This is a genomic window from Flindersiella endophytica (assembly GCF_054779015.1).
This window is the reverse complement of record NZ_BAAGYY010000013.1, coordinates 305,005-330,326: the sequence shown is the minus strand read 5'-3', so window position 1 is coordinate 330,326 and position 25,322 is coordinate 305,005. Positions and strand designations below refer to the sequence as shown.

General features: G+C 68.9%; 18 protein-coding genes. 9 read left to right on the top strand and 9 right to left on the bottom strand.

Annotated elements, in window-relative coordinates; translation table 11 throughout:
- The first annotated feature begins 14 nt into the window (after nucleotides 1-14).
- On the top strand, nucleotides 15-803 hold the full coding sequence (locus tag ACYVF6_RS13800; protein ID WP_460520968.1) for a class I SAM-dependent methyltransferase: 789 nt from the start codon (nucleotides 15-17) through the stop codon (nucleotides 801-803).
- A 282-nt stretch (nucleotides 804-1,085) separates the two neighbouring features.
- Here the strand turns inward: ACYVF6_RS13800 and ACYVF6_RS13795 are convergent, their stop codons facing one another.
- Nucleotides 1,086-1,922, bottom strand: coding sequence for an SCO6745 family protein (locus ACYVF6_RS13795; protein WP_460520966.1), 837 nt, complete (start codon nucleotides 1,920-1,922; stop codon nucleotides 1,086-1,088).
- Between the two features lie 198 nt (nucleotides 1,923-2,120).
- Between ACYVF6_RS13795 and ACYVF6_RS13790 the strand changes: the two genes are divergently transcribed.
- Both ACYVF6_RS13790 and ACYVF6_RS13785 read left to right on the top strand, forming a co-directional pair.
- Nucleotides 2,121-3,629 carry a hypothetical protein gene (locus ACYVF6_RS13790; RefSeq protein WP_460520964.1) on the top strand — a complete coding sequence of 503 codons (1,509 nt, stop codon included), beginning with the start codon at nucleotides 2,121-2,123 and terminating at the stop codon, nucleotides 3,627-3,629.
- Complete coding sequence (locus ACYVF6_RS13785) at nucleotides 3,605-4,183, top strand: hypothetical protein (RefSeq protein WP_460520962.1); 579 nt, start codon at nucleotides 3,605-3,607, stop codon at nucleotides 4,181-4,183. The genes ACYVF6_RS13790 and ACYVF6_RS13785 overlap by 25 nt, the downstream gene beginning before the upstream one ends.
- Nucleotides 4,184-4,190: 7 nt before the next feature.
- Here ACYVF6_RS13785 and ACYVF6_RS13780 read toward each other — a convergent pair whose 3' ends face one another.
- Nucleotides 4,191-5,081: an aminoglycoside phosphotransferase family protein gene (locus ACYVF6_RS13780; RefSeq protein ID WP_460520960.1), complete on the bottom strand. Its 891-nt coding sequence runs from the start codon at nucleotides 5,079-5,081 to the stop codon at nucleotides 4,191-4,193.
- A 152-nt stretch (nucleotides 5,082-5,233) separates the two neighbouring features.
- Between ACYVF6_RS13780 and ACYVF6_RS13775 the strand changes: the two genes are divergently transcribed.
- Together ACYVF6_RS13775 and ACYVF6_RS13770 are read left to right on the top strand one after the other, a co-directional pair.
- Nucleotides 5,234-5,974, top strand: coding sequence for a hypothetical protein (locus ACYVF6_RS13775; protein WP_460520958.1), 741 nt, complete (start codon nucleotides 5,234-5,236; stop codon nucleotides 5,972-5,974).
- Nucleotides 5,975-5,996: 22 nt separating this feature from the next.
- A complete protein-coding gene (locus ACYVF6_RS13770; RefSeq protein ID WP_460520956.1) occupies nucleotides 5,997-6,827 on the top strand; it encodes an LLM class flavin-dependent oxidoreductase in 831 nt (276 codons plus the stop codon).
- Here ACYVF6_RS13770 and ACYVF6_RS13765 read toward each other — a convergent pair.
- The 6 genes from ACYVF6_RS13765 to ACYVF6_RS13740 all read right to left on the bottom strand — a co-directional run bounded on the left by ACYVF6_RS13765 (nucleotide 6,806) and on the right by ACYVF6_RS13740 (nucleotide 16,424).
- Nucleotides 6,806-8,974, bottom strand: a complete 2,169-nt coding sequence (locus ACYVF6_RS13765; RefSeq protein WP_460520954.1) for a bifunctional polysaccharide deacetylase/glycosyltransferase family 2 protein — start codon at nucleotides 8,972-8,974, stop codon at nucleotides 6,806-6,808. The two genes, ACYVF6_RS13770 and ACYVF6_RS13765, sit on opposite strands and share 22 nt — an antisense overlap.
- A gap of 504 nt (nucleotides 8,975-9,478) precedes the next feature.
- The gene (locus ACYVF6_RS13760) at nucleotides 9,479-10,480 is read right to left on the bottom strand and encodes an ABC transporter permease (protein WP_460520952.1); all 1,002 of its coding nucleotides are present in this window, start codon (nucleotides 10,478-10,480) and stop codon (nucleotides 9,479-9,481) included.
- 17 nt (nucleotides 10,481-10,497) lie between these two features.
- Complete coding sequence (locus tag ACYVF6_RS13755) at nucleotides 10,498-11,391, bottom strand: carbohydrate ABC transporter permease (RefSeq protein WP_460520950.1); 894 nt, start codon at nucleotides 11,389-11,391, stop codon at nucleotides 10,498-10,500.
- A 63-nt stretch (nucleotides 11,392-11,454) separates the two neighbouring features.
- Nucleotides 11,455-13,272, bottom strand: coding sequence for a type 2 periplasmic-binding domain-containing protein (locus ACYVF6_RS13750; RefSeq protein WP_460520948.1), 1,818 nt, complete (start codon nucleotides 13,270-13,272; stop codon nucleotides 11,455-11,457).
- Nucleotides 13,273-13,497: 225 nt separating this feature from the next.
- On the bottom strand, nucleotides 13,498-15,309 hold the full coding sequence (locus tag ACYVF6_RS13745) for an extracellular solute-binding protein (protein ID WP_460520946.1): 1,812 nt from the start codon (nucleotides 15,307-15,309) through the stop codon (nucleotides 13,498-13,500).
- Nucleotides 15,310-15,584: 275 nt separating this feature from the next.
- Nucleotides 15,585-16,424 carry a PHP domain-containing protein gene (locus ACYVF6_RS13740; protein ID WP_460520944.1) on the bottom strand — a complete coding sequence of 280 codons (840 nt, stop codon included), beginning with the start codon at nucleotides 16,422-16,424 and terminating at the stop codon, nucleotides 15,585-15,587.
- Between the two features lie 254 nt (nucleotides 16,425-16,678).
- Here ACYVF6_RS13740 and ACYVF6_RS13735 point away from each other — a divergent pair, with 254 nt between their 5' ends.
- The gene (locus ACYVF6_RS13735) at nucleotides 16,679-18,946 is read left to right on the top strand and encodes a glycoside hydrolase family 9 protein (protein ID WP_460520942.1); all 2,268 of its coding nucleotides are present in this window, start codon (nucleotides 16,679-16,681) and stop codon (nucleotides 18,944-18,946) included.
- 122 nt (nucleotides 18,947-19,068) lie between these two features.
- On the opposite strand, the gene ACYVF6_RS13730 is transcribed toward ACYVF6_RS13735, so the two are convergent.
- Nucleotides 19,069-19,413: a hypothetical protein gene (locus ACYVF6_RS13730; protein ID WP_460520940.1), complete on the bottom strand. Its 345-nt coding sequence runs from the start codon at nucleotides 19,411-19,413 to the stop codon at nucleotides 19,069-19,071.
- A gap of 166 nt (nucleotides 19,414-19,579) precedes the next feature.
- Here ACYVF6_RS13730 and ACYVF6_RS13725 point away from each other — a divergent pair, with 166 nt between their 5' ends.
- The 3 genes from ACYVF6_RS13725 to ACYVF6_RS13715 all read left to right on the top strand — a co-directional run bounded on the left by ACYVF6_RS13725 (nucleotide 19,580) and on the right by ACYVF6_RS13715 (nucleotide 25,320).
- Nucleotides 19,580-20,896 (top strand): vanadium-dependent haloperoxidase, encoded by a 1,317-nt coding sequence (locus ACYVF6_RS13725; RefSeq protein ID WP_460520938.1) that lies wholly within the window; start codon nucleotides 19,580-19,582, stop codon nucleotides 20,894-20,896.
- Between the two features lie 91 nt (nucleotides 20,897-20,987).
- Complete coding sequence (locus tag ACYVF6_RS13720) at nucleotides 20,988-23,591, top strand: ATP-binding protein (protein WP_460520936.1); 2,604 nt, start codon at nucleotides 20,988-20,990, stop codon at nucleotides 23,589-23,591.
- A gap of 118 nt (nucleotides 23,592-23,709) precedes the next feature.
- Nucleotides 23,710-25,320 (top strand): protein kinase domain-containing protein, encoded by a 1,611-nt coding sequence (locus ACYVF6_RS13715; RefSeq protein WP_460520935.1) that lies wholly within the window; start codon nucleotides 23,710-23,712, stop codon nucleotides 25,318-25,320.
- The last annotated feature ends 2 nt before the right edge of the window (nucleotides 25,321-25,322 follow it).

The window sequence follows — 25,322 nt, the reverse complement described above, 5'->3', positions numbered from 1 at the left end:
GCCATACTGGTGCGGTGAACCGCTATCTGCTCGACAACCGTCGCCCGGAGGCCGGCGAACGGTTCCTGGCGCTGGCCGAGTTGTTCGACCCGTGGACCTTCCGCCACCTCGACGACCTGGGGCTGGGTGAGGGATGGCGGTGCTGGGAGGTCGGTGCCGGCGGCGTCTCGGTGCCGCGCGGCCTGGCCGAGCGCGTGGGGACCAGCGGCCGGGTGCTGGCCACGGACATCGACGTGTCGTGGGCCGAGCCCGCGGCCGGCGGCGCACTGGAGGTACGCCGGCACGACGTGATCGGCGACCCACCGCCGGCGGAGACGTTCGACCTGGTCCACGCCCGGCTGGTTCTGGTCCACCTGAAGGATCGCGCGGCCGCGATGCGAGTCATGATCGATGCGCTGCGCCCGGGCGGATGGCTGGTGATCGAGGACGGGGACCCAGCCCTGCAGCCACTGGCCTGCCCGGACGAACGCGGCCCCGGCGAAGCGCTGGCCAACCAGCTGCGCAGCCAGATCCGGACGCTGATGGCCGAGCGCGGGGCGGACCTGGCGTACGGTCGCACGCTGCCCCGGCTGCTGCGTGAGTCGGACCTGACCGAGGTTGGTGCGGAGGCCTACTTCCCCATCGCGTCACGAGCGTGCGCGGTCCTGGAGGCGGCCACGGTCCAGCACGTCCGCGACCAGCTCCTGGCCGCGGAACTGGCCACGCCCGAGGAGATCGAGACGCATCTGGCAAACCTCGCGCGCGGCGACCTGGACCTCATGCTCGCACCGATGATCACCGCATGGGGCCGCAAGCCGGCCTGATCCTCCAGACCACCGGCCGCTCGGTACCGAGTCCCGTTCGGTACCGAGTTCCAAGTGGTACCGAGTTCCAAGTGGTACCGAGTGCCTTTTGGGACTGAGTTCCAACTGGTACCGGGTTCCAACTGGTACCGGGTTCCAACTGGTACCGGGTTCCAACTGGTACCGGGTTCCAACTGGTACCGGGTCCCGTTTGGTACCGGGTTCCAACTGGCACCGAGTCCCGTTTGGTACCGGGTTCCAACTGGCACCGAGTCCCGTTTGGGACTGAGTCCCAGTTCGGTGTCAGCGGGAGCCGGCGGCGTCGAGCTTTGCCGAGATGGGTTCGAGGTCGGCGATGAGCTGGTCGAGTTCCCGTGGCGAGAGGCTGTCGTACGCCGGTGCGTCGAGGTCGTCGGTGACCGACTCGATTCGTTCCCTGGTCTCTCGGCCGGCGTCGCTGAGCCAGCCGGTGGCGTCGATCAGGCCGCGGGCGCGCATGCCTTCCACCACCGCCGTCAGCTGTGCTGCCGGCAGATGGTGCACCCTGCCGAACTTCTCCGCCGGTACGCCGTCCGCCAGCGCGCCCAGCACATGCGCCTCCGTCCCGCCGATGCCGGCGGCGGCCAGGGCCACGTTGTGACTGTCCCCGCGGTATTCGCGGAGGAGGGTGGCCGCGTGCCAGAGCCGCGCCACCGGCTCCTCCGGCACCGGCAGCGACCGGAGCCCGGCGAACAGGATCCGTCCCTCCAGAGGAGCTCCGGCCGCCGCCTTGGTGGCGAGGTCGGCCGCCCGCACGAGACCGGGGCTGTCGGCCAGGTCGCCGAGGATACGTCGCAACGCCGCGACGCAGCCGCGCTCGCGGGCGGCCAGTGCCGCCTCGGGCGTGGTGATGTTCCAGACGTGGGGGATGTGGCGGGCGACCTCACCGTCGGCGAAGTTGTAGAAGACCGCGTGGACCACCTCGGCCGGGACCCGGCCCAGCGGGGCGGATCGCGCGGCGAAGTAGCCGTCCCAGTAGTTGCGGAAGCCGAGGGCCATGAGCTCGTCGTCCGGCTCAGGGGAGAAGTACGCGACCATGTGGATCGGATCCACCAGCGCCTTCATCCGGCGGGTAACGGCCTGCGTGGCGGTCAGACTCATGATGGATCCGGTCCCTTCTCGGTGGAGGCGCCGCCTCGCGCGCCGCCTCTCACCCCTGCTACGAACGCCTCCGCATCGGTCCGACACCGTCGCCCAGAAAGTTTTCGAAGAAACCAAAACCGGTTGCCGGCGAACCGCCCCTTGCGGCATCCTGGCCGCCATGACAGCCAGTGGAAAGGGCGTCCTTCGCCCGAGCCGGTGACCGCCGGCCGGCGAGAGGTGGAGCCCACCGAGCGGCCCACGTTCCTCGCACACGCACTCACCCTGTCCGCCCTGCACGGCACCAAACCCTGGCCCGACGGCGGCCACCCGTTGCCCGACGAACAGGTCGGTGGCGACCGGCCGTTGCTGAGCAGCGTCGTCCAGGACGGCATCGAGAGCCACCACTTCACGCCCGAACCCGCGACCGGCGTCCCCGAGCTCTCCGACGAGATAGCCGCAGCCGCCGGAGCCCGCACGCCGGAACGCCTTGCCACGTTGCACGATCAGCTCGCCGCCAGGCGTGCGATGCGCGTTGTCGACGAGTTGCTGGACGAGCTACGCGACCGAGACCTGCCGGCCGCCAACCTCCGCTTGCTGGCCCGCACCCTCTGCGAGACCGGCACCCACCGCGAGGCCGTCAAGCTCGCCATCGCCGTCCTCGGTACCGTCGCCGACGACCGCGACCGTGAGCTGCTGCTGCTCCTCGGCGCGCTCGAGGAGTTCACGCTGTTCGCCGCCGTGGCGCTGCACAACAGCCAGGAAGACCGCCACCGGGCCGTCTTCGAACTCGCCCAGCGCGTCGAGAACTGGGGGCGGATCCACACCGTGGAACGGCTCCGCGGCGCGCCGGACCAGGACATCAAGGCGTGGTTGCTACGCGAGGGCTTCCGCAACGGCATCATGCACGAGTACACCGCCCACCTCGCCGCCACCACCGGCGACCTCTACGACGCCCTGCTGGACGAGCACGTCGACGACGCACTGCTCGACGGCGCCGGCGCGATCCTCGCCGCGCTCGCGACCGGCGGCCCCGCCGAAGGCCTGCGGCACTATCCCGACGGCCTGGCCGCCACCCATCGCTACCTCGACCTGATCGCCGGCGCCGCACCCACCTTGGACCGGCTCGCCGAAATCCAGAGGCTCAACCGACTGCTCGGCGAGCCGAACGAGACCCTCCCGTGGCAGGAACCAGAACGTCACGCCGTCGCAGCCAGGCTCGACGCCCTGCTGGCGCGAACGATCTGGCGTCAGGTCGCACGCGACGGCCTCGCCAACCCCGTCGGCCCGTACGGCTTCGACCAGGCCCTGTCCTGCGCGAGCGACCTCGGCATCCCGATCCACGACGCCGCGATCGCCCAGCTGGAGAGCCATCCGTTCAACGCCTACGTCTGGCAGACGTTGTTCGGCGCCACGCCTGCCGAACAGGTCCAGGAGCTCGTCCGATTCGGCAAGGAGTACGAGGCCGACCGCGCACTCGCAGCGGTCGTCTGGCAGCTGCGGGACTTCCCCGGCGTGGGCTTGCGGCTGATCAAGACCGCTCTGCGAAACCGCACACCGCGAGCGCGCTGGTCCGCCGTCCGAACCCTGACAGCCTGGCCGGAAGGAACGCTGGACGCCACGGCCATCGGCGAGATCCGGCACGTGCTGCGACACGAACCCGACGAGGAGCTCGTGGGGGAGGCGGCTGAGAGACTGGCCGGATGGCACTCAGCGGGTTCGGCGTAACGGAGTTCCAGCTCGTCCTGTTGCGGCGCATGCAGGACTACCAGCCCGAGCTGGTCGAGGCCGCCCGCGCGCAGCTGGGCGTGACGCGCACCGAACAACGGGACGCCAACGCCCACTGGCAGCGGCTGGTCCGCTCGCGCAACGCGCCCGGCGGTCTCCGTCGCTTCCGGCTCGTCCTCGGCGAGCCGGAAGGGCGGTCCACCGTCCACATCGGCGACATGCCGTGCCTGATACACCAGTGGCGGTTTCCGTTGTGGCCGGACCTGCGCTGGGAGGTGCTCACCGGCCCCGACAACCGGGAGATCCACAGCTGGCTGGTCCGCGCACCGGGCGAGCCCGTTCCGCCGCTGCCGACGTCGGGCCGGCTCGAGCCGTGGTCGTGCGTGGTGAGCGACGTCGAGCAGACCTACGCTTCCGTACGCCATCACGAAGGCTCGGCACCGAGCCGGTGGACCGTCGAGTTCGAGGCGAACGACGGCAAGGTGTGGCTGGCCCGGTTCGTCCACGGCCTGGTCCAAGCCGTCGACGATCCGCCGCCGATGACAGCTCGATGACCGGTCGCTAGCCGAGGAACGTCGAGACCAGGCGCTCACAGCGCACCGGGTCCTCCGTGAGGCCGACCTCGAGTCCCCACAGCCAGTAGTCCGCGGCGCGAACCACAACCCACGCCCGGCCGCGCTCGAGGTCGAGGTCGCCCGTGGCGACCAGGACAGCCAGCAGCCGCCGTACGCCCATGGGCCCTGCCGCCTCGTCCAGCCGGGTCCACATCAGCTCGGCCAGCGACAGCTCCGGATCTCCGGTCGCGGCCTTGGGGTCGATCGCGAGCCACGGTTGTCGCCGGCCCGCGAGCACGTTGTCGTAGTGCAGGTCGGCGTGTACCAGCACGTCCGAGGCGGCCTCTGTCAGCTCGAGGCCATGACCAACGATCCGGTCGACCCACGCAACGGGGATCGGCCCGCCCAGCGCCTGGTTGCGCGACCGGACCGACGCCGCCGTCGCCGCCGCGATCGAGCCGGACTGCCGAAACCCCGAGGGTGCCGGGATCGCGAGTTGCCGGATCAGCCCACCCGCGATCTCCGCGGCCGGGAGCAGGTCCAGATGCCGCAGCCGGTACGAGGAGTCGAGCCGCTCCAGCAGCAACGCGCCCAGCGACGGGTCGGACTCGAGCACCAGCGCGGTCCCGTTCCCACTCCACGCCCGCAGCGCGAGCGCCTCATCGGCGGTCGTCTCGTCCTGCCAGGCGACCTTCAGCACGCACGGCTCACCGCCCGCGCGGACGGCCGGCAGCACCAGCCCGAGCGCGCCGTGCATCGCCGGCTCCGGCGTCAGCGAGAGCTGCCACCGCGCGCACAACGAACCCACCAGCGACGGCAGCTCGTCGAGCCAGCGATGGCCGGCCGAGCCGGTGACCCGGGTCAGCTCCTCGACGAAGGACGGCGGTACGACGATCATCGCCGCCGGACTCTACCGGCCGCGCCGCGGGAATCACCATGCGCTTTTCGCTGGTTGTACCTGTTATGTCGCCGGACAGTGTTTACCCGTCCCCCGCGGGCTTCGCCCGCACGGGCCCTCCCCACGCCTTCACCGCCAGCAGGTTGTCGGCCGTGCTCGCGCAGGTACGCGGGGCGATCGGTAGCCGCGTCAAGGACGACCTGGCCATCATGACGCTCGAAGACGCTCTGATCGCACTTGGTGAGAACGGCATCACCGAGCTGGGCCAGCGCGATGTGCCGCTCGAGCAGGTGGTCGGGACCGCCGGACGGTGCGCCGACTTCGACCGGCGCTTCCGCCCGCTGAACGCCCAGTCGCGCGACCGCTGGCAGCGCATCGCGAGCGTGTCGGCGAGCGGCATCGACCTGCCACCGGTCGACCTCGTCGTGCTCGGCGAGATGTACTTCGTGCGCGACGGCCACCACCGCGTCTCGGTCGCACGTGCGCTCGGCCGCCCGACGATCACCGCGCGAGTGCGGCGGATCTGCACGATCGCGTACGGCATGGGCTGCCTGCTGCTGAAGCACCTGCCGGCCAAGGCGGCCGAGCGCCTGTTCCTGGAGCGCGTCCCGTTGCCCGACGACGTACGCACCGACCTGTGGCTCGACGACCCGGCGGAGTGGATGCGCCTGGCCGACGCGGCCGAGGCGTGGGCGTTCCGCAACATCCTGGCCGGCCGCGAAGTGAAGGACCGCGACGAGCTCGCCGACTCGTGGTGGCGGGAAGAGGTCGTGCCGACCATCGAACGCATGCGGGACGACGGCAAGGGCCATGACCTGCGTGACGTGCAGGCCTACGTCACCGCGCTGGCGAGCAGGGACCGGCTGGTCGAACCGTTTCGGACACCGATGTAACCCCTAGGTTCGTTGGCCGGTCATGACCATCGTGCAGACGCATCCATGGGTGGAACGAGGGCAGCACGAGGTGCGGTTCGGCCTGCTGTCCACTTCATACGGCGACTGGCAACACTTCCGCGACTACGCCCAGCAGGCCGAGGCGCTGGGCTTCGACTCGATCTGGGTCTACGACCATCCGCTCAGCTTCGGCTCGGCCGACTGCTGGATCGCACTGTCGGAGCTGGCGAGAGCGACCTCGACGGTACGGCTCGGCTCGTCGGTGAGCTGCGCGATGTACCGGCATCCGGCCGTGCTGGCGAGGATGGCGGCCGACATCGACCAGCTCAGCGGCGGCAGGCTCGTGCTGGGCCTCGGCATCGGAGACGATCCGGCGGAGTTCGCCCAGCTCGGAATCCCGTTCGGACCGGCGCGCGACCGGCAGCGAGTGCTGGAGGAGCAGGTACGGGAGATCCGCCGCCTGTGGGACGGCGCGATGCGGGGCGGGCCGGCGCAGCAGCCACACGTTCCGATCCTGATCGCCGGTGGCGGCGAGCAGGTGACGCTGCGGCAGGTCGCCGACCACGCCGACGCCTGCAACTTCGGGCCGTTGTCCTGGACCGGCGGCGCCTGCACGGATGCCGACGTGGCACGGAAGTACGACGCGCTGCGCAAGCACTGTGCCGCCGCCGGCCGACCGTACGATCGTCGACGAGAGCCGCGCCGCCGCGGAGGCGACCCGGGCGGAGATGGCGACAGGGGTCGAGGAGTTTCGCTCCCAGTTCTTCGCCGGCACGGTGGGCGATGCGATCGCGCACTATCAGGCGCTGGTGGATCTCGGGGTGCGGTACTTCATCGCGTTCGTGCCGCCTGAGGCCCGGGAAACGCCCCGTCTGCTGGCCGAAGCGGTGATCCCGGCGTTGCGGGTGCCGGAGGGTTGATTCCGCGCCGCCGGATCTTGTGCCAGCGCAGGGGAGTGCCGACGATCGCGGTGACGACCGACTGGATGGTCACGAGGTACAGGAGCTGCCGGTACACGAACTGCTGGAGCGGGAGCCACCACACCGCGCGCATCGGCTCCCGGTCCAGCCGGAGGGCCACCGCGCCCGCGAACACCTGCAGCGCCGCGAAACCCGCCCACACCGCCATCACATAGGCCGCCGATCCGAACAACAGGCCGTAGACCGCGAACAGGTCGACGGCCGGCGCCAGCAACGGCAGCAGCACCTGGAACAACGTGAGGTACGTCAGCCCTCGCCGCCCCAGCCGGCCGCCGGAACGGCCCCGCGCGAAGACCGCCCGCCGGTGTTTCCACATCGCCTGCAACGTGCCGTAGCACCAGCGGTATCGCTGCCGCCACAGCTGCCGAAGGGAGCTCGGCACCTCCGTCCAGGCCCGTGCGGTCTCCTCGTAGACCACGCGCCACCCGGCCCGGGCCAGCGCCATCGTGAGGTCGGTGTCCTCGGCGAGCGTGTCGGAGCTGACTCCGCCGACCGAGCGCAGCGCCGACATCCGGAACGCGCCGATCGCGCCCGGCACCGTCGGCATGCACTGCAGCACGTCGAACATCCGCCGGTCGAGGTTGAACCCGATGACGTACTCGATGTGCTGCCAGCGCCCCAGCAGCCCACGGCCGTTGGCGACCTTGGTGTTGCCGGACACAGCGCCGACGCGGGAGTCCGCGAACGGTTTGACCAGCTGCCCCAGCGTGCCGGGTTCGAAGACCGTGTCACCGTCGAGCATGACCACGACTTCGTACCGGGCGTACGACAGGCCGGTCTGCAGCGCCGCCGCCTTGCCGGCGTTGTCCTGCCGGATCAGGCGGACGTTGGGCAGGCGGAGACTGGCCACGATCGTCGCCGTGTCGTCGGTCGAGCCGTCGTCGACCACGATGATCTGAACGTCGCCGGGATAGTCGGTGTAGACGAGTGAGTGCAGGGTGCTCGCGATGCCGGCGCGCTCGTTGAACGCCGGAACGATCACGGTGATCGGTGGGAAGTACGGAAGCTGTGGTCGCCGCGGAGCACGGAACGCGTGCCAGCGTGCGAGTACGAGGACCAGGAACAGGCGCAGCAGGCTGAGCACCGCCGCCACAGCGAGGGCGATCAGCAGCAGTTGCGTCGTGTGGTTGGCCGCCTGCTGGATCAGCAGCAGTGCCTTGCCGGAGGTCCGCTCCAGCGGACCCACCGGCTCCGACATGCCGGTCAGCCCCACGCCGGCCGGGACGCTGGTGAAGCGGTAGCCCTTCGCCGACAACGTGGTCAGCAGCCTGTCGACCGCCGCGACGGTCGGCGCCCGGTCGCCACCGCCGTCGTGCATGAGGACGACGGCGCCCTTGCCCGCCGCGGGCGTCGAGGCGCGGACGATCTCGCCGGCCGTACGTCCGGACCAGTCCTTGCTGTCGTGGTCGGACAGCACCACGACGTAACCGTCCCGGGCGGCATCCGCCGCGGCCCGGAACTCCTGTCCGACCAGGGCATCCGGCTCCGAGGAGTACGGCGGCCGCAACAACCTGCTGTGCGTGCCGACCGCGCCGGCGAGCACCTTCTGGCTCAGGGCGAGCTCGAGCGCACGTCGCGGCGGCGGCGCTGTGCCGAGATCGACGTGGGTGTAGGTGTGGACGCCGACGGCATGCCCCTCGGCCACGATCCGCCGGAGCAGCTCCGGGTGCTCGGCGGCTCGCGAGCCGATCACGAAGAACGTCGCGTGCGCGTTGTGGCGGCGCAGCACGTCGAGGATCCGTGGCGTCCAGCGTGGGTCCGGACCGTCGTCGAACGTGAGCGCGATCGTCTTCGCGGGCATCGGAAGGCTGCTGGGCTTGCCTTGCGACAGGTTGAGCACGGGTGCGGCACCGGCCAGCGGCGAAGCTTCGCCGGTCGCCGAGGCAGGCGACTCAGTGGTGGCGGAGAAGTCACCCGCGGCATATCCCTGGATGAGCAGGGCACCACACAACGTGAGAAGGAGCAGGCTGACCAGGACCCAGTGCGCGCGCGGCTCGCGTTGCCGCCGATGAACTGCCATGTTCGGTGGGAACCGTCCGGATCAGGAGAGCTTTTGTGGCTTGCCGGGATTGTCGGGCTTGCGAGTTTGACCCGGCGGGGTCCGGCGCGGCTCACCGCTTCGAGTGACGGTGGGCGTCGGTGACGGAGTCGCCGTGGGTGGCCGGCTCGGCCCGGGCGTAGTCGTCGGTCCGGTTCCCGGACTCGGCGAGCTGGTTGGCGTTCCGGCATGTCTGGTTGGTGACGGTTCCGTCCGGTTCGACCCGGGTGATCGGCTGGGATCGCCTTGTCGCGTAGGGCTCTTGGTCGAACCCGGTGTGTTGGCGAGCCAGGGGAGACTGCCGAGGTCGGGACTGGCGAAGACGCTGATCCCGACGACCACCAGCACACCGGCGAGCCCTAGACCAACCGCGATCGCAGCCCGACGTAGCTGCCTCTGCCTGCGCCCCGATATATCAACGAACACCTGCTCTTGTGACACAGCGGATCAGTGTAGGGCGGATCGCACCGTTTCGCTCGTTCTCGTTCACCAGAGGCTGGACTTGGTGAGCCGGCGCGCCGCGCTGTTGGCGAACACCAGCAGGATCAGCCCGACGACGGAGTTGAACAGACCGATCGCCGCGGCGTAGGAGAACTGCGGAACGGCCGAGGCCAGACCGACCTTGTAGACGTAGGTCGAGATGACCTCCGACGTGCCGAGGTTCAGCGGGTTCTGCATCAGGAAGACCTTCTCGAACCCGACCGTGAGGATCGTGCCGATGTTCAGCACCATCAGGATCGTCGCCACCGGAAGGATCGCCGGCAGGTCGATGTGCCACATCCGCTGCAGCTTCGAGGCACCGTCGACGATCGCGGCCTCGTGGAGCTCGGGATCGACGCCGGCCAGCGCCGCGAGGTAGATGATCGCCGAGAAGCCCAGGCTCTGCCACGCACCCGACCAGACGTAGATGTGCCGGAAGAACTCCGGCTCGCCCATGAAGTTGACCGGATCCAGCCCGAACAGCGCCAGCAGCTGGTTGAACAGGCCGATCCGCGGGTCGAGCAGCAGGAACAGCATGCCGACCACGACGACGGTCGAGATGAAGTGCGGCGCGTAAGTGATCATCTGCACCGAACGCTTGAACCACCTGCGCCGCAACGTGTTCAGCGCCAGTGCCAGCACGATCGGCAACGGGAACGTCGCGACCAGTTCGTAGGTGTGCAGGATGATCGTGTTGCGGATCACCGGCCAGAAGAGGTAGGAGTCCATGAACCGCTGGAAGTGCTCGAAGCCGACCCACGGGCTGCCGGCGATGCCGTCGACCACGTTGTAGTTGCGGAACGCGATCTGCACGCCGTACATCGGCCAGTACATGAACACCAGGGTGAACACGACCGGCGGGATCAGCATGACGTACAGCTGCCAGTTGTTCCTGATCTGCCGGGCGATCGCGGTCCGGCGGTCGCCGAGCGACGGCTTGCCGGCCGCGGCAGTGCCCCCGGCGTCAGGGGCGCCCTTGCTGCCGGGACGGCGGAGAAGCGTAACCATATTGTTCACGTCCTGCCCTATCCCTTCAGCGAACCGATCATGATGCCCTTGACGAAGTGTTTCTGCACGAATGGGTACGCCAGCAACGGCGGCACCATCGCGATCACGATCAGGCAGTACTTCAACAGGTCGCGAAGCTCCTGCCTGCGTAGCATTTCGGCCGCGTCCATCTGGGTCGGGTCGATGGTGTTCTGGATCAGGATCTCCCTCAGCACCAGCTGGAGCGGGAACAGCGACTCGTTGGTCAGGTAGATCAGCGCGTTGAAGAACTGGTTCCACTGCCCGACGGCGACGAACAGCAGGTTGACCGCGATGATCGGTTTCGACAGCGGCAGCACGATCCGCCAGAAGAACTGGAAGTCGCTGCAGCCGTCGATCCTCGCCGCCTCGAGCAGCTCGTTCGGAATCGTCACCTGGTAGTACGTCCTGGTGATGATCATGTTCCAGACACCCATCGCACCCGGCAGCACGATCGCCCACCGTGTGTTCAGCAGCCCGAGGTCGTGCACGACCAGGTACGTCGGAATGAGCCCACCGCTGAACAGCATCGTGAACGTGAAGAAGAACATCAGCCCGTTCCGCCCGAACAGGTCGCGCCTGGACAGCGGGTACGCCGCCAGCAGCGTGAGCGCCAGCGCGATCAGGCTGCCGACGACGGCGTACCAGACCGAGTTCAGGAATCCCTGGACGATCGAGTGGTACTCCACCACCGCGCGGTAACCGCTGAGGTTGATGTCAACCGGCCACAGCCACACCCGGCCCGAAGAGACCGCCAGAGGGTCGCTGACCGAGGCACTGACGATGTAGATGAGCGGATACAACACCGCAAGCGTGAACAGGCCCAGAACGACGTAGTTGACGACGTTGAAGACCTTGTCCTGTCTCGTGTCGTGAATCGTTGTGATCGACATGGACCACTCCTTGCTCTGTCAACATCCTCTTGCAGCGACCCCCGCAAATTCCCTACCAGGCCCTTACTTGTACTTGGCGTCGTAGGCGTCCTGGTAGGCCTTGAGGTAGTTCGCCAGCCCCATCTGGTCGATGGCGTCGGTGTACTTCTTCCATGCGGCGTCGTCGTTGATGTCGAGCTTGCCGATCGTGAAGTTCGCGAAGTGTGTGTTCACGTGGTTCTCGATCGTGATGGCCAGCTCGCCGGTCAGCGCCGCCTGGTCCTCGGTCATGTAGAGCGGCGGAAGCTTCTGCTCCTTCGCCTCCTTGAGAGCCTCGTACTTCTTCGACTCCTCGTACAGCGCCTTCTCGAACGTCGGTGCCTTCGGGTCGACGACCTCGCCGAGCCGGAAGTCGTTGGAGCGGTAGTTGACGCCCTGCTGGTTCCACCACAGGCCGTTGTCCGGCGGCCAGGTGCCGAGCGTCGTCCACAGCGCCTGCTTGCCGTTGATGCCGACCTCGCCTTGCTTGGCGTAGCGCCAGCCCTTGCCCTTCTCGCCGCTGTAGGCCGTCAGCTGCGCTTCCAGCTCGTACTGCCCGTCGGCCCACATCACCGCGACGGCCGGGTTCTTGCATGCCTTGGTGACGATGAACTTGCCGTTGTCGAAGCCTGTGTAGTAACCCCACTCGGCGACGGGCTTGCCGTTGGGTCCCTTCAGTGTGGGAACCGTGACGTAGCCACGCCACTGGGCGTTGGGATCGTCGTCGTCGATGGTGAGGAAGCTGCCCCAGTAGTACGAGCGCGCGACACCGAGGATGCGGTCGCCCTTCTTGTCGCCGATCCGCTTCAGCTGCTCGTTGGTCTGGGTGAAGACCTCCTTGGCGATGAGCCCCTTCTTGTACAGGCCGTTGAGGTACTGCAGGCACTCGCGCCAGCCGGGCTTGTTGACCGCGATGTCGACCTTGCCGTTGTCGAGATACAGCCATGGGTTGCCCGGGTTGTACTGGAACGATCCCACGAAGTACGTGTCGATCGAGTTCTCCGAGTCGCCCATCAGTGGCAGCTCGTCGGCCTTGCCGTTGCCGTTGGGGTCCTTGGTCTTGAACGCCTCGAGGACGGCCTCGAACTCGTCGGTCGTCTCCGGCACCTTCAGCCCGAGCTTGTCCAGCCAGGGCTTGTAGATCCACGTACGCTGCGGTCCGGCCTTGCAGTGGAAGCAGTCGTTGAGGTACGGCATCGAGTAGATCTTGCCGTCGTTGTCGGTGATGATGTCCTTCATCTGCGGATAGTCCTTGAACATCCGCTTGGTCTCGACGGCGTAACCGTCGATCAGGTCGTTCAGCGCGACGAACAGCCCTTGCTGGCCGTACAGCATCTGCTGCGCAGGCGTGAAGTTGAAGTTCATGAAGACGTCGGGGATGTCGCCCGACGACAGCATGGCGTTCACCTTGGTCATCTGCTCCGGGCTGCCGATGTCACCCGCGATGGCCTGGTACTGGACCTTGACGCCGGTCCGCTCCTCGTACCACTTGGAGAACCAGTTCTTGTTCCAGTCGCCCACCAGTGGGTCCTGCGGAACGGCGACCTTCAGCGTGACCTGCTTGCCCTTGACGACGATCGGGCCCTTCTTGGACGCGATCGGTCCCACGTAACCGTCGGCGTAGGGGATGCCCTTGATCGGTGTGGTCTTCGGGCCGCCCTTCACGGCGGCGGCGTCCGAGGCACCGGACTCAGCGTCGCCGGATCCGCCACCACTGCTGCAAGCGGCGAGGGCGGAGGGCACGGCGGCCGCCAGTCCAAGGCCAAGCGTGCCGGTGACGAAGCCGCGTCGCGTGAACCGTGGGCCGGGGCCGTCGGGGAGTTCTCCCTGTGCGTCACGATCCGGTCCGTGCTGTGGTGCCATGACGATCTCCTCTCTGAGGGCACGGATGTGCGCCTGCCGACGCGGCGGGTGTTGCTCAGGTGTTACCGGCCGGCTAGGGCCCAGGATCGTATAGGAAACAGGAATTGCACAAGGGGTCTCGTGTCCGGAACCGGCGGGCTTCCGGATCGTTACAATCCGGGCGCCCGCCGTCCGGGCGATTTCGGCCGGATTTCGGCGTCCTGTCCCGCCTTCCGGACCTGCTGCTTACTTGTATTTGGCGTCGTAGGCCTGCTGGTAGGTCTGTAGGTAATTTGCGAGACCCATCTGCTCGATGGTGTCGGTGTACGACTTCCAGTCGGCTTCCTTGTTCGGGTCGAGGTCGCCGGTCACGAACTTCGTGAGCGACTGCTTCACGTGGTTGGCCAACGTGGCCTCGAGCTCGCTGCTGGAACCGGCCTGCTCCTCGGTCATGTACAGCGGAGGCAGCTGCAGCTCCTTCGGCTGGCGGTGCGGGTAGTACGCCTGTGCGGTCTCCTCGTACAGCGGCTTCTCGAACGTCGGGTTCTTCGGGTCGACCCGTTCCGCCAGCCGGAAGTCGTTGGAGCGGTAGGAGATGCCGAACTGGTTCCAGCTGAGCCCTTCGGTCTTGCCGTCGGCGCGGGTGAGACTGGACCACAACGCCTGCTTGCCGTTGATGCCCTTCTCGCCGGGCTCGGCCCAGCGCCAGTTCTCGTCCTTCGGGCCGGAGTAGGCGCGCAGGATCGTTTCGAGCTCGTACTGCCCGTCGCCCCACATCAGCGCGACCGCGGGGTTCTTGCAGGCCTTGGTGATGACGAAGTTGCCGGCCGTCGTAGCGCCGTAGTAGTCCCAGCTCGCGAACTGGGCGGATCCCCTGAGCGGCGGGGCGGCTACGTAGTCCTTCCATCGCTTGCCGACGGCGGTCTTGTCGTCGATCGTGGTGAACACGAACCACGTACCGCCCTTGGCCGCGCCGAGCGTGACGGCGCTGGCGTTGGTGCCGATCCTGGTGAACTGCTCGGCGGACTGGGTGAAGGACTCCTTGGGGATCAGGCCCTTCTTGTACAGGCGGTTCAGGAAGATCAGGCCCTGCCGCCAACCGTCCTTGTCGAACACCACGTCGACCTTCTTGTTGTCGACGACGACCCACGGCTCGCCGGGGTTGTAGAGGAAGGCGTTCATGAAGTACGAGTCGAGTGCCGAGCCGGGGTCGCCCGGATCGTTGTAGGTCATCAGCGGGATCTCGTCGGCCTTGCCGTTGCCGTTCGGATCCTTGGTCTTGAACGCATCGAGGACCTTCTCGAAGTCCTCAGGTGTCTCGGGCATCGCGAGGCCGAGCTTGTCGAGCCAGGCCTGGTTGATCCAGAGCCGGTTGTTCCACGCGTTGCAGTGGAAGCAGTCGTTGTAGTTCGGCAGCGAGTAGATCTTGCCGTCGTTCGCGGTGACCGCGGCCTTGGCGTCGGGGTGGTTCTTGAAGACGCGCCTGGTCTCGACGCCGTACTGCTCGATGAGGTCGTTCAGCGGGATGATCAGGCCCTGCTGGCCGTACAGGCCGAGCTGGGCCTCGGTGAAGTCCATCCGCAGGAAGACGTCGGGCACGTCGCCGGACGCGATCATCGCGTTGACCTTGGTCATCGACTCCTCGGCGGGGATGACCTGGTACTCCACGTGGACGCCGGTCTGCTTCTCGTACCACTTGCTGAACTCGTTGCTCTTCCAGTCGCCGACGCCGGGGTCCGAGAGCACGGCGACCTTCAGCTTGACCTGCTTGCCGCCGACGACGATCGGGCCCTTCTTGGCCGCGACCGGCCCGACGTAGCCGTCGGGGTAGGGGATGCCGCTGACCGGCGTGGTCTTCGGCCCACCCTTGACGGCCGCGTCGTCGGCGACCGGCTTGTCGCCGGGCTTGTCATCGTTGCCACAGGCGGCGAGCGCGGATCCGGCGGCAGCCGCCAAGCCGACACCGAAGACGCCCTGGACGAACCCGCGCCGTGACACGCCGCCGCGGCTGACCGGGGGCGAGCTGTACGCGTTGTCGTCGTCGGGCTGCTTCTGCATGGACACCATAGGAGGCCTTTCAAGATCAACAGTGCCGCGCCACACCGCACCTGCGGCGGGGGTCGTGTGATCAGAAGTGTCCTATAGGAAATACGAATTCATAACAAAGTTTACTGGCCAAATTAGGACAGATTCTGCAAATTGCCGCATGACGAAGGGTGCAACGTGGCAGTAACGCGCGGGACTATTCGGCATCGCGGATAGCCGGTGGTGGAGGCGCCGAGCGTCGCCACTCGGCCGCCAGGCCTGCTGCTGCACCGGCGGTTCGCGGGGTGTCAGCGGTACCAGACGTCGTACGGGTGGCGGCCGGGGCGGAAACCGTATGTCTCCACCATTGCGGCGGCTGCGAGGATGCCGTCGGCGAGGACGGCAGGCTCGTGGGCGTCGCTGCCGAAGGTGACGGCTTCGCCGCCTTCCTCTGCCCACCAAGCCACGATCGTCGGGTCGAGGGGGAGGCGGGTGTTGACTTCCAGCGCGCGGCCGCTGTCTGCCAGCGCCCGCAGCACCACGCGAAACTCCTCCTCGAACGCCGCCGGCGAGAACGGGCCGTCGGAGGCGGCAGGCCAGGGGCGCACCGCGTAGTCGATGTGGGCCAGCACCGAGAAGACGTCGGAGCCGAGGACCAGCCGGTGGATCTCCTCCAGGTATGAGCGCATCACCTCGGCGGCCGGCAGCTGCGGGAACGCGTCCATCGGCTCGAAGTAGCCGTCGCCGATTCGCAGCGCGTGCAGCGAGCCGAGCACTCGGTCGAACTGGCCGGCTGACAGCAGCTTCGCCGCGGTCTCGGCGTGCCAGTGCGCCTCGCCGAGTTCCATGCCGCTGATGATCCGGAGCGACGGGAACAGCGAGCGGCACCGCTCGACGCACTCCAGGTAGCCCTCGATGTCGATCGGCGGGGGAGTGAACGTGCCGTCGTCGGCGATCAGGTGGGGATACTCGGCGCCGAAGGGGCTGCCATCCGGAACGCTCAGCCGCGTGTGGTCGACGTGCTCGGTGAACGCGACGGCCGGCAGGTCCAGCTCGACAGCCCGGGCACACGTGCGCTCCATCGAGCCGGCATCGGTGTCCCAGGACCATTCGGTGTGTACGTGGCTGTCCGCGGGTTGAATCGTCACTGCTTCGACGCTACCGCCTGCCGCACCAGCCCACGCCGTGCTCAGCCGGCGCCGCCGCCGGCGCGACCGGATGCCGCCAAGCTCGGCCTGGCGGCATCCGGTCACTGGGCTTGTTTCCCCGAATCCATTGACAGACGATCTGTGGACTGCCAGCATCTGCTGCTGTGGGAGCGCTCCCAACCATGTAGCACAGGGCAACAAGGGGCACCGAAGGCGACAGTGAGCGCTCCCGGTCCGAGGGAGGCGGGCGGATCATGCGTACGAACATTCGACGGCTTTTCGCTGTGTTCGCGGCGACCGGCCTGGCCGTGACAGGCATGGGCGGCGCCACGGCCGCACCCGGCCTGGCCGACGAGCCGGCCGAGCAGATCGTCAACGGCGGCTTCGACACCGAGACCGCACCCTGGTGGTGGACCGGCAACGTTCCGGCCCAGCTCACCGACGGCCGGCTCTGCGCCGAGATCCCGGGCGGCACCAGCAACCCCTGGGACGCGATCATCGGCCAGAACAACATCGCGCTGGTCAACGGCGAGTCCTATGAGTTCTCGTTCTCCGCGCAGGCCAGCGCCCCGATCACCGTACGGGCGAACGTGCAGCTGGCCGACCCGCCATTCACCGCCGAGATCTCCCAGCCGGTCGCACTCGGCGACGACCAGACCTACACATACAGCTTCACCTCGCTGACCGACACCGCGGCCGGGAGCGTGCAGTTCCAGATCGGCGGCTCGGCCGCACCCTGGACGTTCTGCCTCGACAACGTCTCCCTGAAGGGTGGTGTGGAGATTCCCCCGTACGAGCCGGACACCGGCCCGAGAGTGAGGGTGAACCAGGTCGGCTACCTGCCATCCGGCCCGAAGCAGGCGACGGTGGTCACCGAGGCGACCAGCCCGTTGCCGTGGCAGCTGCGTGACTCGGCAGGCCGGCTGGTCGCGGACGGCACCAGCACGCCGCGCGGTGTCGATGCCGCTTCCGGTCAGAACGTCCAGACCATCGACTTCAGCCGGGTCCGCCGTTCCGGCAGCGGCTACACGCTCACCGCCGACGGCGAGACCAGCTACCCGTTCAGGATTTCCAGCCGCATCTACGACCAGCTGCGTAGCGACGCGCTGCAGTTCTTCTACATCCAGCGCAGCGGCATCGCGATCGACGGCGCGCTGGTCGGCGAGCAGTACGCCCGCCCGGCCGGCCACCTCGGCGTCGCGCCCAACACCGGCGACACCGACGTGCCCTGCCAGGCCGGCGTCTGCGACTACCGGCTGGACGTCCGCGGCGGCTGGTACGACGCCGGCGACCACGGCAAGTACGTCGTGAACGGCGGCATCGCGGCCGCGCAACTGCTCGGCACCTGGGAGCGCGCGATGCTCGCGCCGACCGGTCAGACCCGCCCGCTGAAGGACCGCACGCAGCGCGTCCCCGAACGCGGCAACGGCGTGCCGGACATCCTCGACGAGGCACGCTGGGAGATGGAGTTCCTGCTGCGCATGCAGGTGCCGGCCGGTCAGCCGCTCGCCGGGATGGTGCACCACAAGATCCACGACCAGAACTGGACGGGCCTGCCGCTGGCGCCCGAGGCCGACCCGCAGCTTCGCGAGCTGCACCCGGCCTCGACCGCGGCCACGCTCAACCTGGCCGCCGCCGGCGCACAGTGTGCGCGGCTGTTCCGGCCGTACGACCGGGCGTTCGCCAACCGCTGCCTGACCGCGGCGAAGACCGCGTGGACCGCGGCCAAGGCGCACCCGGACGTGCTCGCGACCGACGCGGACTCCAACGGTGGTGGCTCGTACAGCGACACGAACGTGAGCGACGAGTTCTACTGGGCGGCCGTCGAGCTGTACCTCACGACCGCCCGCAACGAGTACCTCGCGGAGGTCGTGACCTCGCCGGTGCACACCGCCGACGTGTTCGGTCCGGGCGGCTTCGGCTGGCAGTCGGTCGGTGGCCTGGCCAGGCTGGACCTCGCGACCGTGCCGAGCCGGCTCCCGCACTCGCAGGCCAAGCAGGTGCGCGCGTCGGTCGTGGCCGGGGCAGACGCCTACCTCGCCACGCTCAGCGCGCAGGCGTACGGCGTGCCACTGCCGGGCCAGGCGGACATGTACTTCTGGGGCTCCAACAGCGCGGTGCTCAACAACCTCGCTGTGCTGGCGACGGCGTACGACCTGACCGGCAAGGAGAAGTACCGCGACGGTGCGCTGCGCGGCATGGACTACATCCTCGGCCGCAACGCGCTGAACCACTCCTACGTCACCGGCTACGGAACCAAGAGCCCGCAGAACCAGCACAGCCGGATCTACGGCCACCAGCTGGACGCGTCGCTGCCGAACCCGCCAGCCGGCTCGATCGCGGGTGGCGCCAACGCCGCCCTGCAGGACCCGTTCGTCCAGCGGCTACTCGCCGGGTGCGCGCCGCAGTTCTGCTACGTCGACGACATCCAGAGCTACTCGACGAACGAAGTAGCGATCAACTGGAACTCCGCGCTGGTGTGGGTCGCGTCGTTCCTGTCCGATCAGGGAGCTGATCACTAGACCATCCTCCACAAGTGAAGGGCCCGCTCGTTCTTACGCCTTCGAACGAGCGGGCCCTTCCTCTGCCTGCTGCCTGTCTCGTACCTGCGTGGGTGCCTGCCTGAGCATCTGGCCGGCTCCTCCTATTGGACGCGCAGGGCCTCGGGCGAAGTGCCGAGGCGGCGCCGTGCGAGCTCGTGGTGCACGCCGAGGCAGTCGGGTACGGCGGCGAGTACGTGACCGGCGTCGTCGAGGTAGTGCCAGGTGCCGTCGGGTTCGTGCTGGTCGCAGCGGATCGTGGTGCCGGACTGGGCGCCGTCGCGGATGTCCCAGGCGAGCAGGCCGTTCCACGTGTCGGCAAGCTCGGCATCGCTGTCGACGAACGCGGTGCCGTAGGCGCCCTGGTGCCGCAGGAAACGCTCGAGCTGTTCGAGGTGCTGGGAGCGCTGTCGCCGGGCTGAGCGTCCGGCTGCTGGTGAAGCAGGCATGGCCTCACTATGACACTATTTGAACTCGAACTGAAGACTTACCGTAGTTATCTCATCGCTAGAAATCATCAGATCACCACCGCACACCCTTCCGACCGCAGGCCTATGCTGAGTCCGCATGCGAGGCTCAGGGGAGGGGTCCGGGATGAGAAAAGCCCTTGTCTGCTTGACATTTGTACTGTTGCTGGCCACGGGTGCGCAACCGGTTTCGGCCGGGCTCGATTCTGGTTTCGACGCGGGGCGGCTCGATCCGATCCGCACCTGGAACGAGCTCGCGCTGAACACCGTACGAACGGTCCGGGCGAGCGACGCCGACGCGGCCCGGACGTACGCGATGGTCGGCGTCGCGGTCTACGACGCGGTCAACGGCATCGCCTCCAAACGAGGATCTCGAGCGCGAGACTTCGCGCTGAAGTCGCCTGCGGGAGCGCCCGCGCACGGCGACCAGCAGGCGGCCGCGGTCGCAGCCGCGCACACCGTGCTGACCCGGCTGTACTCCGACCGCCCCGACCAGCTGGCGGTCTACGACGCTCAGTTCGCCGCGGACCTCGCCCAGCTCGGCAGCGGGCGCGGGGCGGTGGCCGGCCGCGCGTGGGGTGAGCAGGTCGGCGCGTTCGTCGTCGACGCGCGGGCCGGTGACGGCTCGCGACCGGTCGAGACGCAGCCGGCGGGTTCCGGGCCCGGCGTGTTCCCGGCGGCGTGGCCGGGCGTGCAATACCGCAACGTGACGCCGTTCGCGATCGCCGACGCGGCGCCGTATGTCGGAGCGGGTCCGCCGGCGCTGGGCTCGCTGGACTACGCCGCGGCGTTCGCCTATATCCGGCTGGTCGGCGACTTCGACATCCCGGACGCTGAGAAGTCGGCGACCTATCAGTACTGGTCGCTGGGGACGGGCACGGTCCAGCCGCCGGGTGAGTGGGTGCGGATCGCGTTGCAGCTGACCGCCGAGCATCCGGTCGGCCTGGAGGCCCAGTCGAGGCTGTTCGCGCTGCTGACGATGGCGCTGGCCGACACCTCGGTCGCGACCGTGCGCACGAAGTACGTCTTCCGGCACTGGCGTCCCGAATCGGCGATCCGGCAGGCCGACCTGGACGGCAACCCGTACACCGAGCCGGTCCCGACCTGGCGGGCCAGGGCCGGCAGTCCGGGCAGCTCACCGGAGTACGTCTCCGGGCACAGTGTCTACAGCGCCGCCGGCGCTTCCGTGATCGCCGGCTTCTACTGCGACGACCTGCTGTCGTTCACCCACGCCAGCGACTCCGCCCCGATCGATCCGGCGACCGGCTTGCCGATGGCGCGCAGCTTCCCGAGCCTCTCGGCCGCGGCCGCGGAGGCAGGCAGTTCACGCGTGGTCGGCGGCCTCCACTTCGACTTCAGCAACCGCGACGGACTCGCGATGGGCCGCGGCGTGGCCGCCGAAGTCCTGCGGACCCAGCTGCTCTTCACCTCAGGCCCCACCCACGTAGGAGCCTGCCCGCGCTGACGAGGTGAAGAGTGAACGGCAGGCGAACGACGGCCGGTCGACGGGCCCGGGAGCGGATTGATCCGGTAAGCCATATCCAGGAGGGGTGTGGATGCCAGGCAATCAGCTCGAACCCGCGGACCGCCGCCCGGACGACGACGGCCGGCGAGTGGCGCGGATGGCCGCGCCGTGGCTGGTCGGGGGACTGACCGCGGTCGTCGCCGGGTTGACGTCGACCCTCGACGTGCTCAACCTGCCGGTCGAGGCCGGAGTCGGCATCACCGTCGTCGTGTCGGTGATCGCGGGCCTGGTGGCCTGGGCGACCCAGCGTGCGGCCGGAGCGCCCGACGAACCGAAGCCGAGAGGCAGGGGCGTCGAGCCGGGCAACGTCCCACCGGCACAGCTGCCGCCGGTCGTCACGCACTTCACCGGCCGCGGCGAGGTCCTGGACGAGCTGCGCGAAGTCTTCGGCGGGCGAGCCCGCAGGCGCCCGCACCGCGACGACCCCGGTATGGGCGCGACTCCGCTGGTCGTGTCGATCCACGGACCGGCCGGCGTCGGCAAGTCGGCGCTCGCGACGAGGTTCGCCCACGAGATCGCCCAGCGCTTCCCCGACGGCCAGCTCTATTTCGACCTGCGCGGCACCGCCGAGGTCCGGGTCAGTCCGGAAGACGTACTGACCGGCTTCCTGTTGGCCCTCGGCGTGCGGCTGTCCACCGACCCCGGTGGGCTCCCCGAGCTGCAGAAGCTGTGGTGGACCTGGGTACGCGACCGCCGCCTGCTGATCTACCTGGACAACGCCGTCGACGGCGACCAGGTGCAGGCGCTGCTGCCGTCGGACGCCGGCTGCGCGGTGATCGTGACGTCCCGCCAGCCGCTCTACATCCGTACGTCCTACGACAAGCGCCTGCCGGCGTTCTCGGAGTCGCAGGGTGTCGAGCTGTTGGCCCGGCTCGCCGGTGACGAACGGATCGCCGCCGACGCGCAGGCCGCCGTCGACATCGTCGAGCTGTGCGGTCACCTGCCGCTCGCGATCTCCATCTGCGGCGGCCGGCTCGCCGCCCGTGAGCACTGGTCGCTCCGCGACCTGGCCGACCGGCTCGGCGACGAGCGGAGGCGACGCCTCGACGAGCTCGAGATCGGTGTCCGGATCAGCCAGAGCGTCCGGGCCAGCCTGAAGCTGTCGTACGACGACTGCACCGACGTGCAGCGCAGGCTGCTGCGTGCGTTCGGCCTGGTGGCCGCACCCGACATCCCCGGCTGGGTGGCCGGCGAGCTGCTCGGCACGTCCGAGCTCGACGGCGTGGACCAGTTGGAGGCGCTGGTCGACGCGCAGCTGGTGGAGTACTCCGCGACCGACGCGACGGGTGCCCGGCGCTACCGGCTGCACGACCTGGTCCGCCTGTACGCCGCCGAGAGCGCCGAACGCGAGGACAGCGAGGAGCAGCGGCGAACCGCGCTGGTCCGCGTCATCGACGGCTACCGCGACCGCGCGGAGGAGGTCGCGGCGTCGCGCTGGCCGCAGGACTGGCACCGCAAGGCCCGGCCCGACCGCACCGACCGTACGGCTGCCGGCGAACCTTCTGCGATGGACTGGCTGACCAGCGAACGCCTTGCCCTGCTGGCGATCCTGCGGCAGTCGGCCGAGCTCGAGACGTGGCGCTCGGTGTGGCGGCTCAGCCGAGCGTTCTGCTCGCTGTGCCACTCGATGCGGATGTTCTGGTCCGACTGGCTCGCCGTCGCCGAGATCTGCTGCGACGCCGCGGGCCGGCTCGACGACCGCCGCGCGCTCGGCATCGCGCTGCTCGAGCGAGCCGCCGTCGTCGGTGGGATGGGCCAGCTCGAGCGAGCACTGGACGACGGTCGGCAGGCACTGGACCTCCTGCGTGGGTTGCGGGAGACCTGGTGGGCCGCGCGCGCCAACCGGCTGCTCGGCGTGACCCTGCGCAACGCCGGCAACCTGGACGCCGGGCAGCAGTACCTCCTCGAGGCCATCGAGGGGTTCCGGACCGAAGGCGACAGCTGGTGGCATGCCCGCACCCAGCGCAACCTCGCCGAGCTGCGGTCCGCCCAGCGCAGCTACGACCAGGCGCGGGAGCTGCTGGAGGACTCGCTGCGGGTGTTCCGGCGAGACGGCAACCGTTACTCCGAAGCCCAGACCGAGCGGGCACTCGGCGAGATCATCGCCGCCGAGGCGCACCAGTTGAGTACGCGTGGGGCGCATCGCGAGGCGCACGTGAAGTACACGATGGCCGCGCTCACGCTCGAACGAGCGGCCGAGCGGTTCCGGCTGCGTGGCGAAGGCTGGGAGGAGGCCCGCTGCCTGCGGGCGGCGGGGAGCGTCGGCCAGCCGGGGAACGGCCTGCGTGAGTTGACGTTTGTGAAGCGGGCGAAGGACATGCTGGCCGGCCTCGGTGACTCCTGGGGCGTGGCGCGCACGTCGTACGCCGAGGGGGAGGCATTGAGCCGGCTGGACCGGCCCGCGGAGGCGATCGACGCGGTACGGGAGGCGGTGCTCGCCTATCGCGAGCTCGGCGACCGATGGTGGGAAGCGCGTTGTTTGCGTGGATTGGCGGAATTGCTCGTCCAGGTGGGCGAGCGGGCCGACGCGGAAGAGCATGCCGAACGTGCGTTGGAGATCTATCGCAGCCTGGGCAACGAATCCGGGGTGAGCCGAGCCCGGGAAGTCCTGGCCAGGACCCGCGATGCCGTGTGAATCGCGGTGAATCACTGATCCGTCGAAGTTCGGGCAACGAATCAAGGATGTGCTGCGTCAGTGTGAACGTAGGCTGTTGGGGCAATGAGCGTAGGAACCGAGTAGTGGACCAGGAAGCGTGCCGTTGAAGAAGCAGACCGTGTTGGACGGTCGGTACGAACTGGGCAAACCGCTTGGCCAAGGCGGCATGGCGACAGTCCGAATGGCCGCGGATCTACGCCTGGGGCGCACCGTCGCTGTGAAGCTGCTGCGGACCGACCGGCTTGCCGACCCGACCTTTCTCGAGCGTTTCCGCCGGGAGGCTCGTGCCGCCGGCTCGCTCAACCATGCCTCGATCGTGGCGGTCTACGACACGGGCGAGGCCGAGGACGCCGGCGACGGGCTGCCGGCGCCCTACATCGTCATGGAATACGTCGAGGGCCGCACCGTGCGGGCGTTGCTGCGCGCGCAGAAGCGGATCGATCCCGAGCGTGCGCTGGAGATCACGGCCGAGGTGCTAGCGGCGCTGGAGCACAGCCACCAGGCCGGAATCGTTCACCGCGACATCAAGCCGGGCAACGTGATGGTGACGCCGGCGGGCGCGGTGAAGGTGATGGACTTCGGCATCGCCCGCGCGCTCGAGGCCGGGCAGACCATCACCAAGACCTCGGCGATGATCGGGACCGCGCAGTACATCTCGCCGGAACAGGTGCGGGGCGGCGCGATCGACATCCGCAGCGACCTCTACTCCACCGGCTGCCTGCTGTACGAAATGCTGACCGGGCGCCCGCCGTTCACCGGAGACTCGCCGATCGCCGTCGCGTACCAGCACGTCCGGGAGAACCCCGCGGCCGCGTCGTCGCTCAACCGCGACGTTGCGCCCGAGGTGGACGCGATCCTGCAGAAGTCGTTGCAGAAGAACCCCCGCGACCGTTACCAGACGGCGTTCGAGATGCGCGCGGACGTGCTGCGAGCACTGGACGGAGTCGGCGTCCTGGCCGGAGAGCGGCCGGGTGCCGGGCCTGCTCCGGGTGCGGCCGCGAGCGCGAACAGCCGAGCGGCCGCGCTGGTCGTCCCGGTGCGTCCGCCGGAGGTGCCGGCGGCCGGAGCCGACGAGCCGGAGGACCCCGACCGGACCATCGCCGTCGACCCGGCGGTGGCAGGCATCGCCGCGATGGCCGACGACACGCTCGACCCGGGCGGGCCGGCCGAGCGCACGATCGTGGAGGCCGACGACTGGGGCGGCGGCGGCCGGACCCGTTCGGCCAGCGTGTTCGAGCCCGACGACACCGGCGAGCGTCCGATGTCGCGGCGGCGCAAGCTGGTCCTCGCTGCGGTGGCGGTGGCCGCGCTGCTGGTCATCGGTGGCGGCGGCACGATGCTCGCGATACTGCTCGGAGCCGGTGGTCCGGGATCGAGCGCGGAGCAGCCGATCAAGCCGGCGGCCACGACGAGCCAGTCCAAGCCCACCTCGGCCACGCCGAACTCGCCGTCTCCGACCGACGACACTCGGGTGATCCGTGACGACGAGCCACAGCGCCGCGACACCCCCACCCCGACGCCCACCGAGACCCCGACGCCCACCACCTCGCCCAGCCCGACGAAGAGCCCGTCGCCGAAGCCGACCGAGCCGGAGCCCGAGCCGACCCAGCCGCCTCCGACCAAACCGCCGACGAGCACCCCGAAGCCTGCGCCCACGACCCCGCAGGAGACCCCACCGCCGGACCTCGAGGCCGGTCCGGAGGCCTGACA

Excerpts from the sequence above, each read along its gene's own strand:
- ACYVF6_RS13795 (WP_460520966.1), bottom strand. The coding sequence starts at position 1,922 with ATGAGTCTGACCGCCACGCAGGCCGTTACCCGCCGGATGAAGGCGCTG.
- ACYVF6_RS13785 (WP_460520962.1), top strand. The coding sequence starts at position 3,605 with ATGGCACTCAGCGGGTTCGGCGTAACGGAGTTCCAGCTCGTCCTGTTG.
- ACYVF6_RS13780 (WP_460520960.1), bottom strand. The coding sequence starts at position 5,081 with ATGATCGTCGTACCGCCGTCCTTCGTCGAGGAGCTGACCCGGGTCACC.
- ACYVF6_RS13770 (WP_460520956.1), top strand. The coding sequence starts at position 5,997 with ATGACCATCGTGCAGACGCATCCATGGGTGGAACGAGGGCAGCACGAG.
- ACYVF6_RS13765 (WP_460520954.1), bottom strand. The coding sequence starts at position 8,974 with ATGGCAGTTCATCGGCGGCAACGCGAGCCGCGCGCGCACTGGGTCCTG.
- ACYVF6_RS13760 (WP_460520952.1), bottom strand. The coding sequence starts at position 10,480 with ATGGTTACGCTTCTCCGCCGTCCCGGCAGCAAGGGCGCCCCTGACGCC.
- ACYVF6_RS13755 (WP_460520950.1), bottom strand. The coding sequence starts at position 11,391 with ATGTCGATCACAACGATTCACGACACGAGACAGGACAAGGTCTTCAAC.
- ACYVF6_RS13750 (WP_460520948.1), bottom strand. The coding sequence starts at position 13,272 with ATGGCACCACAGCACGGACCGGATCGTGACGCACAGGGAGAACTCCCC.
- ACYVF6_RS13745 (WP_460520946.1), bottom strand. The coding sequence starts at position 15,309 with ATGCAGAAGCAGCCCGACGACGACAACGCGTACAGCTCGCCCCCGGTC.
- ACYVF6_RS13735 (WP_460520942.1), top strand. The coding sequence starts at position 16,679 with ATGCGTACGAACATTCGACGGCTTTTCGCTGTGTTCGCGGCGACCGGC.
- ACYVF6_RS13730 (WP_460520940.1), bottom strand. The coding sequence starts at position 19,413 with ATGCCTGCTTCACCAGCAGCCGGACGCTCAGCCCGGCGACAGCGCTCC.
- ACYVF6_RS13720 (WP_460520936.1), top strand. The coding sequence starts at position 20,988 with ATGCCAGGCAATCAGCTCGAACCCGCGGACCGCCGCCCGGACGACGAC.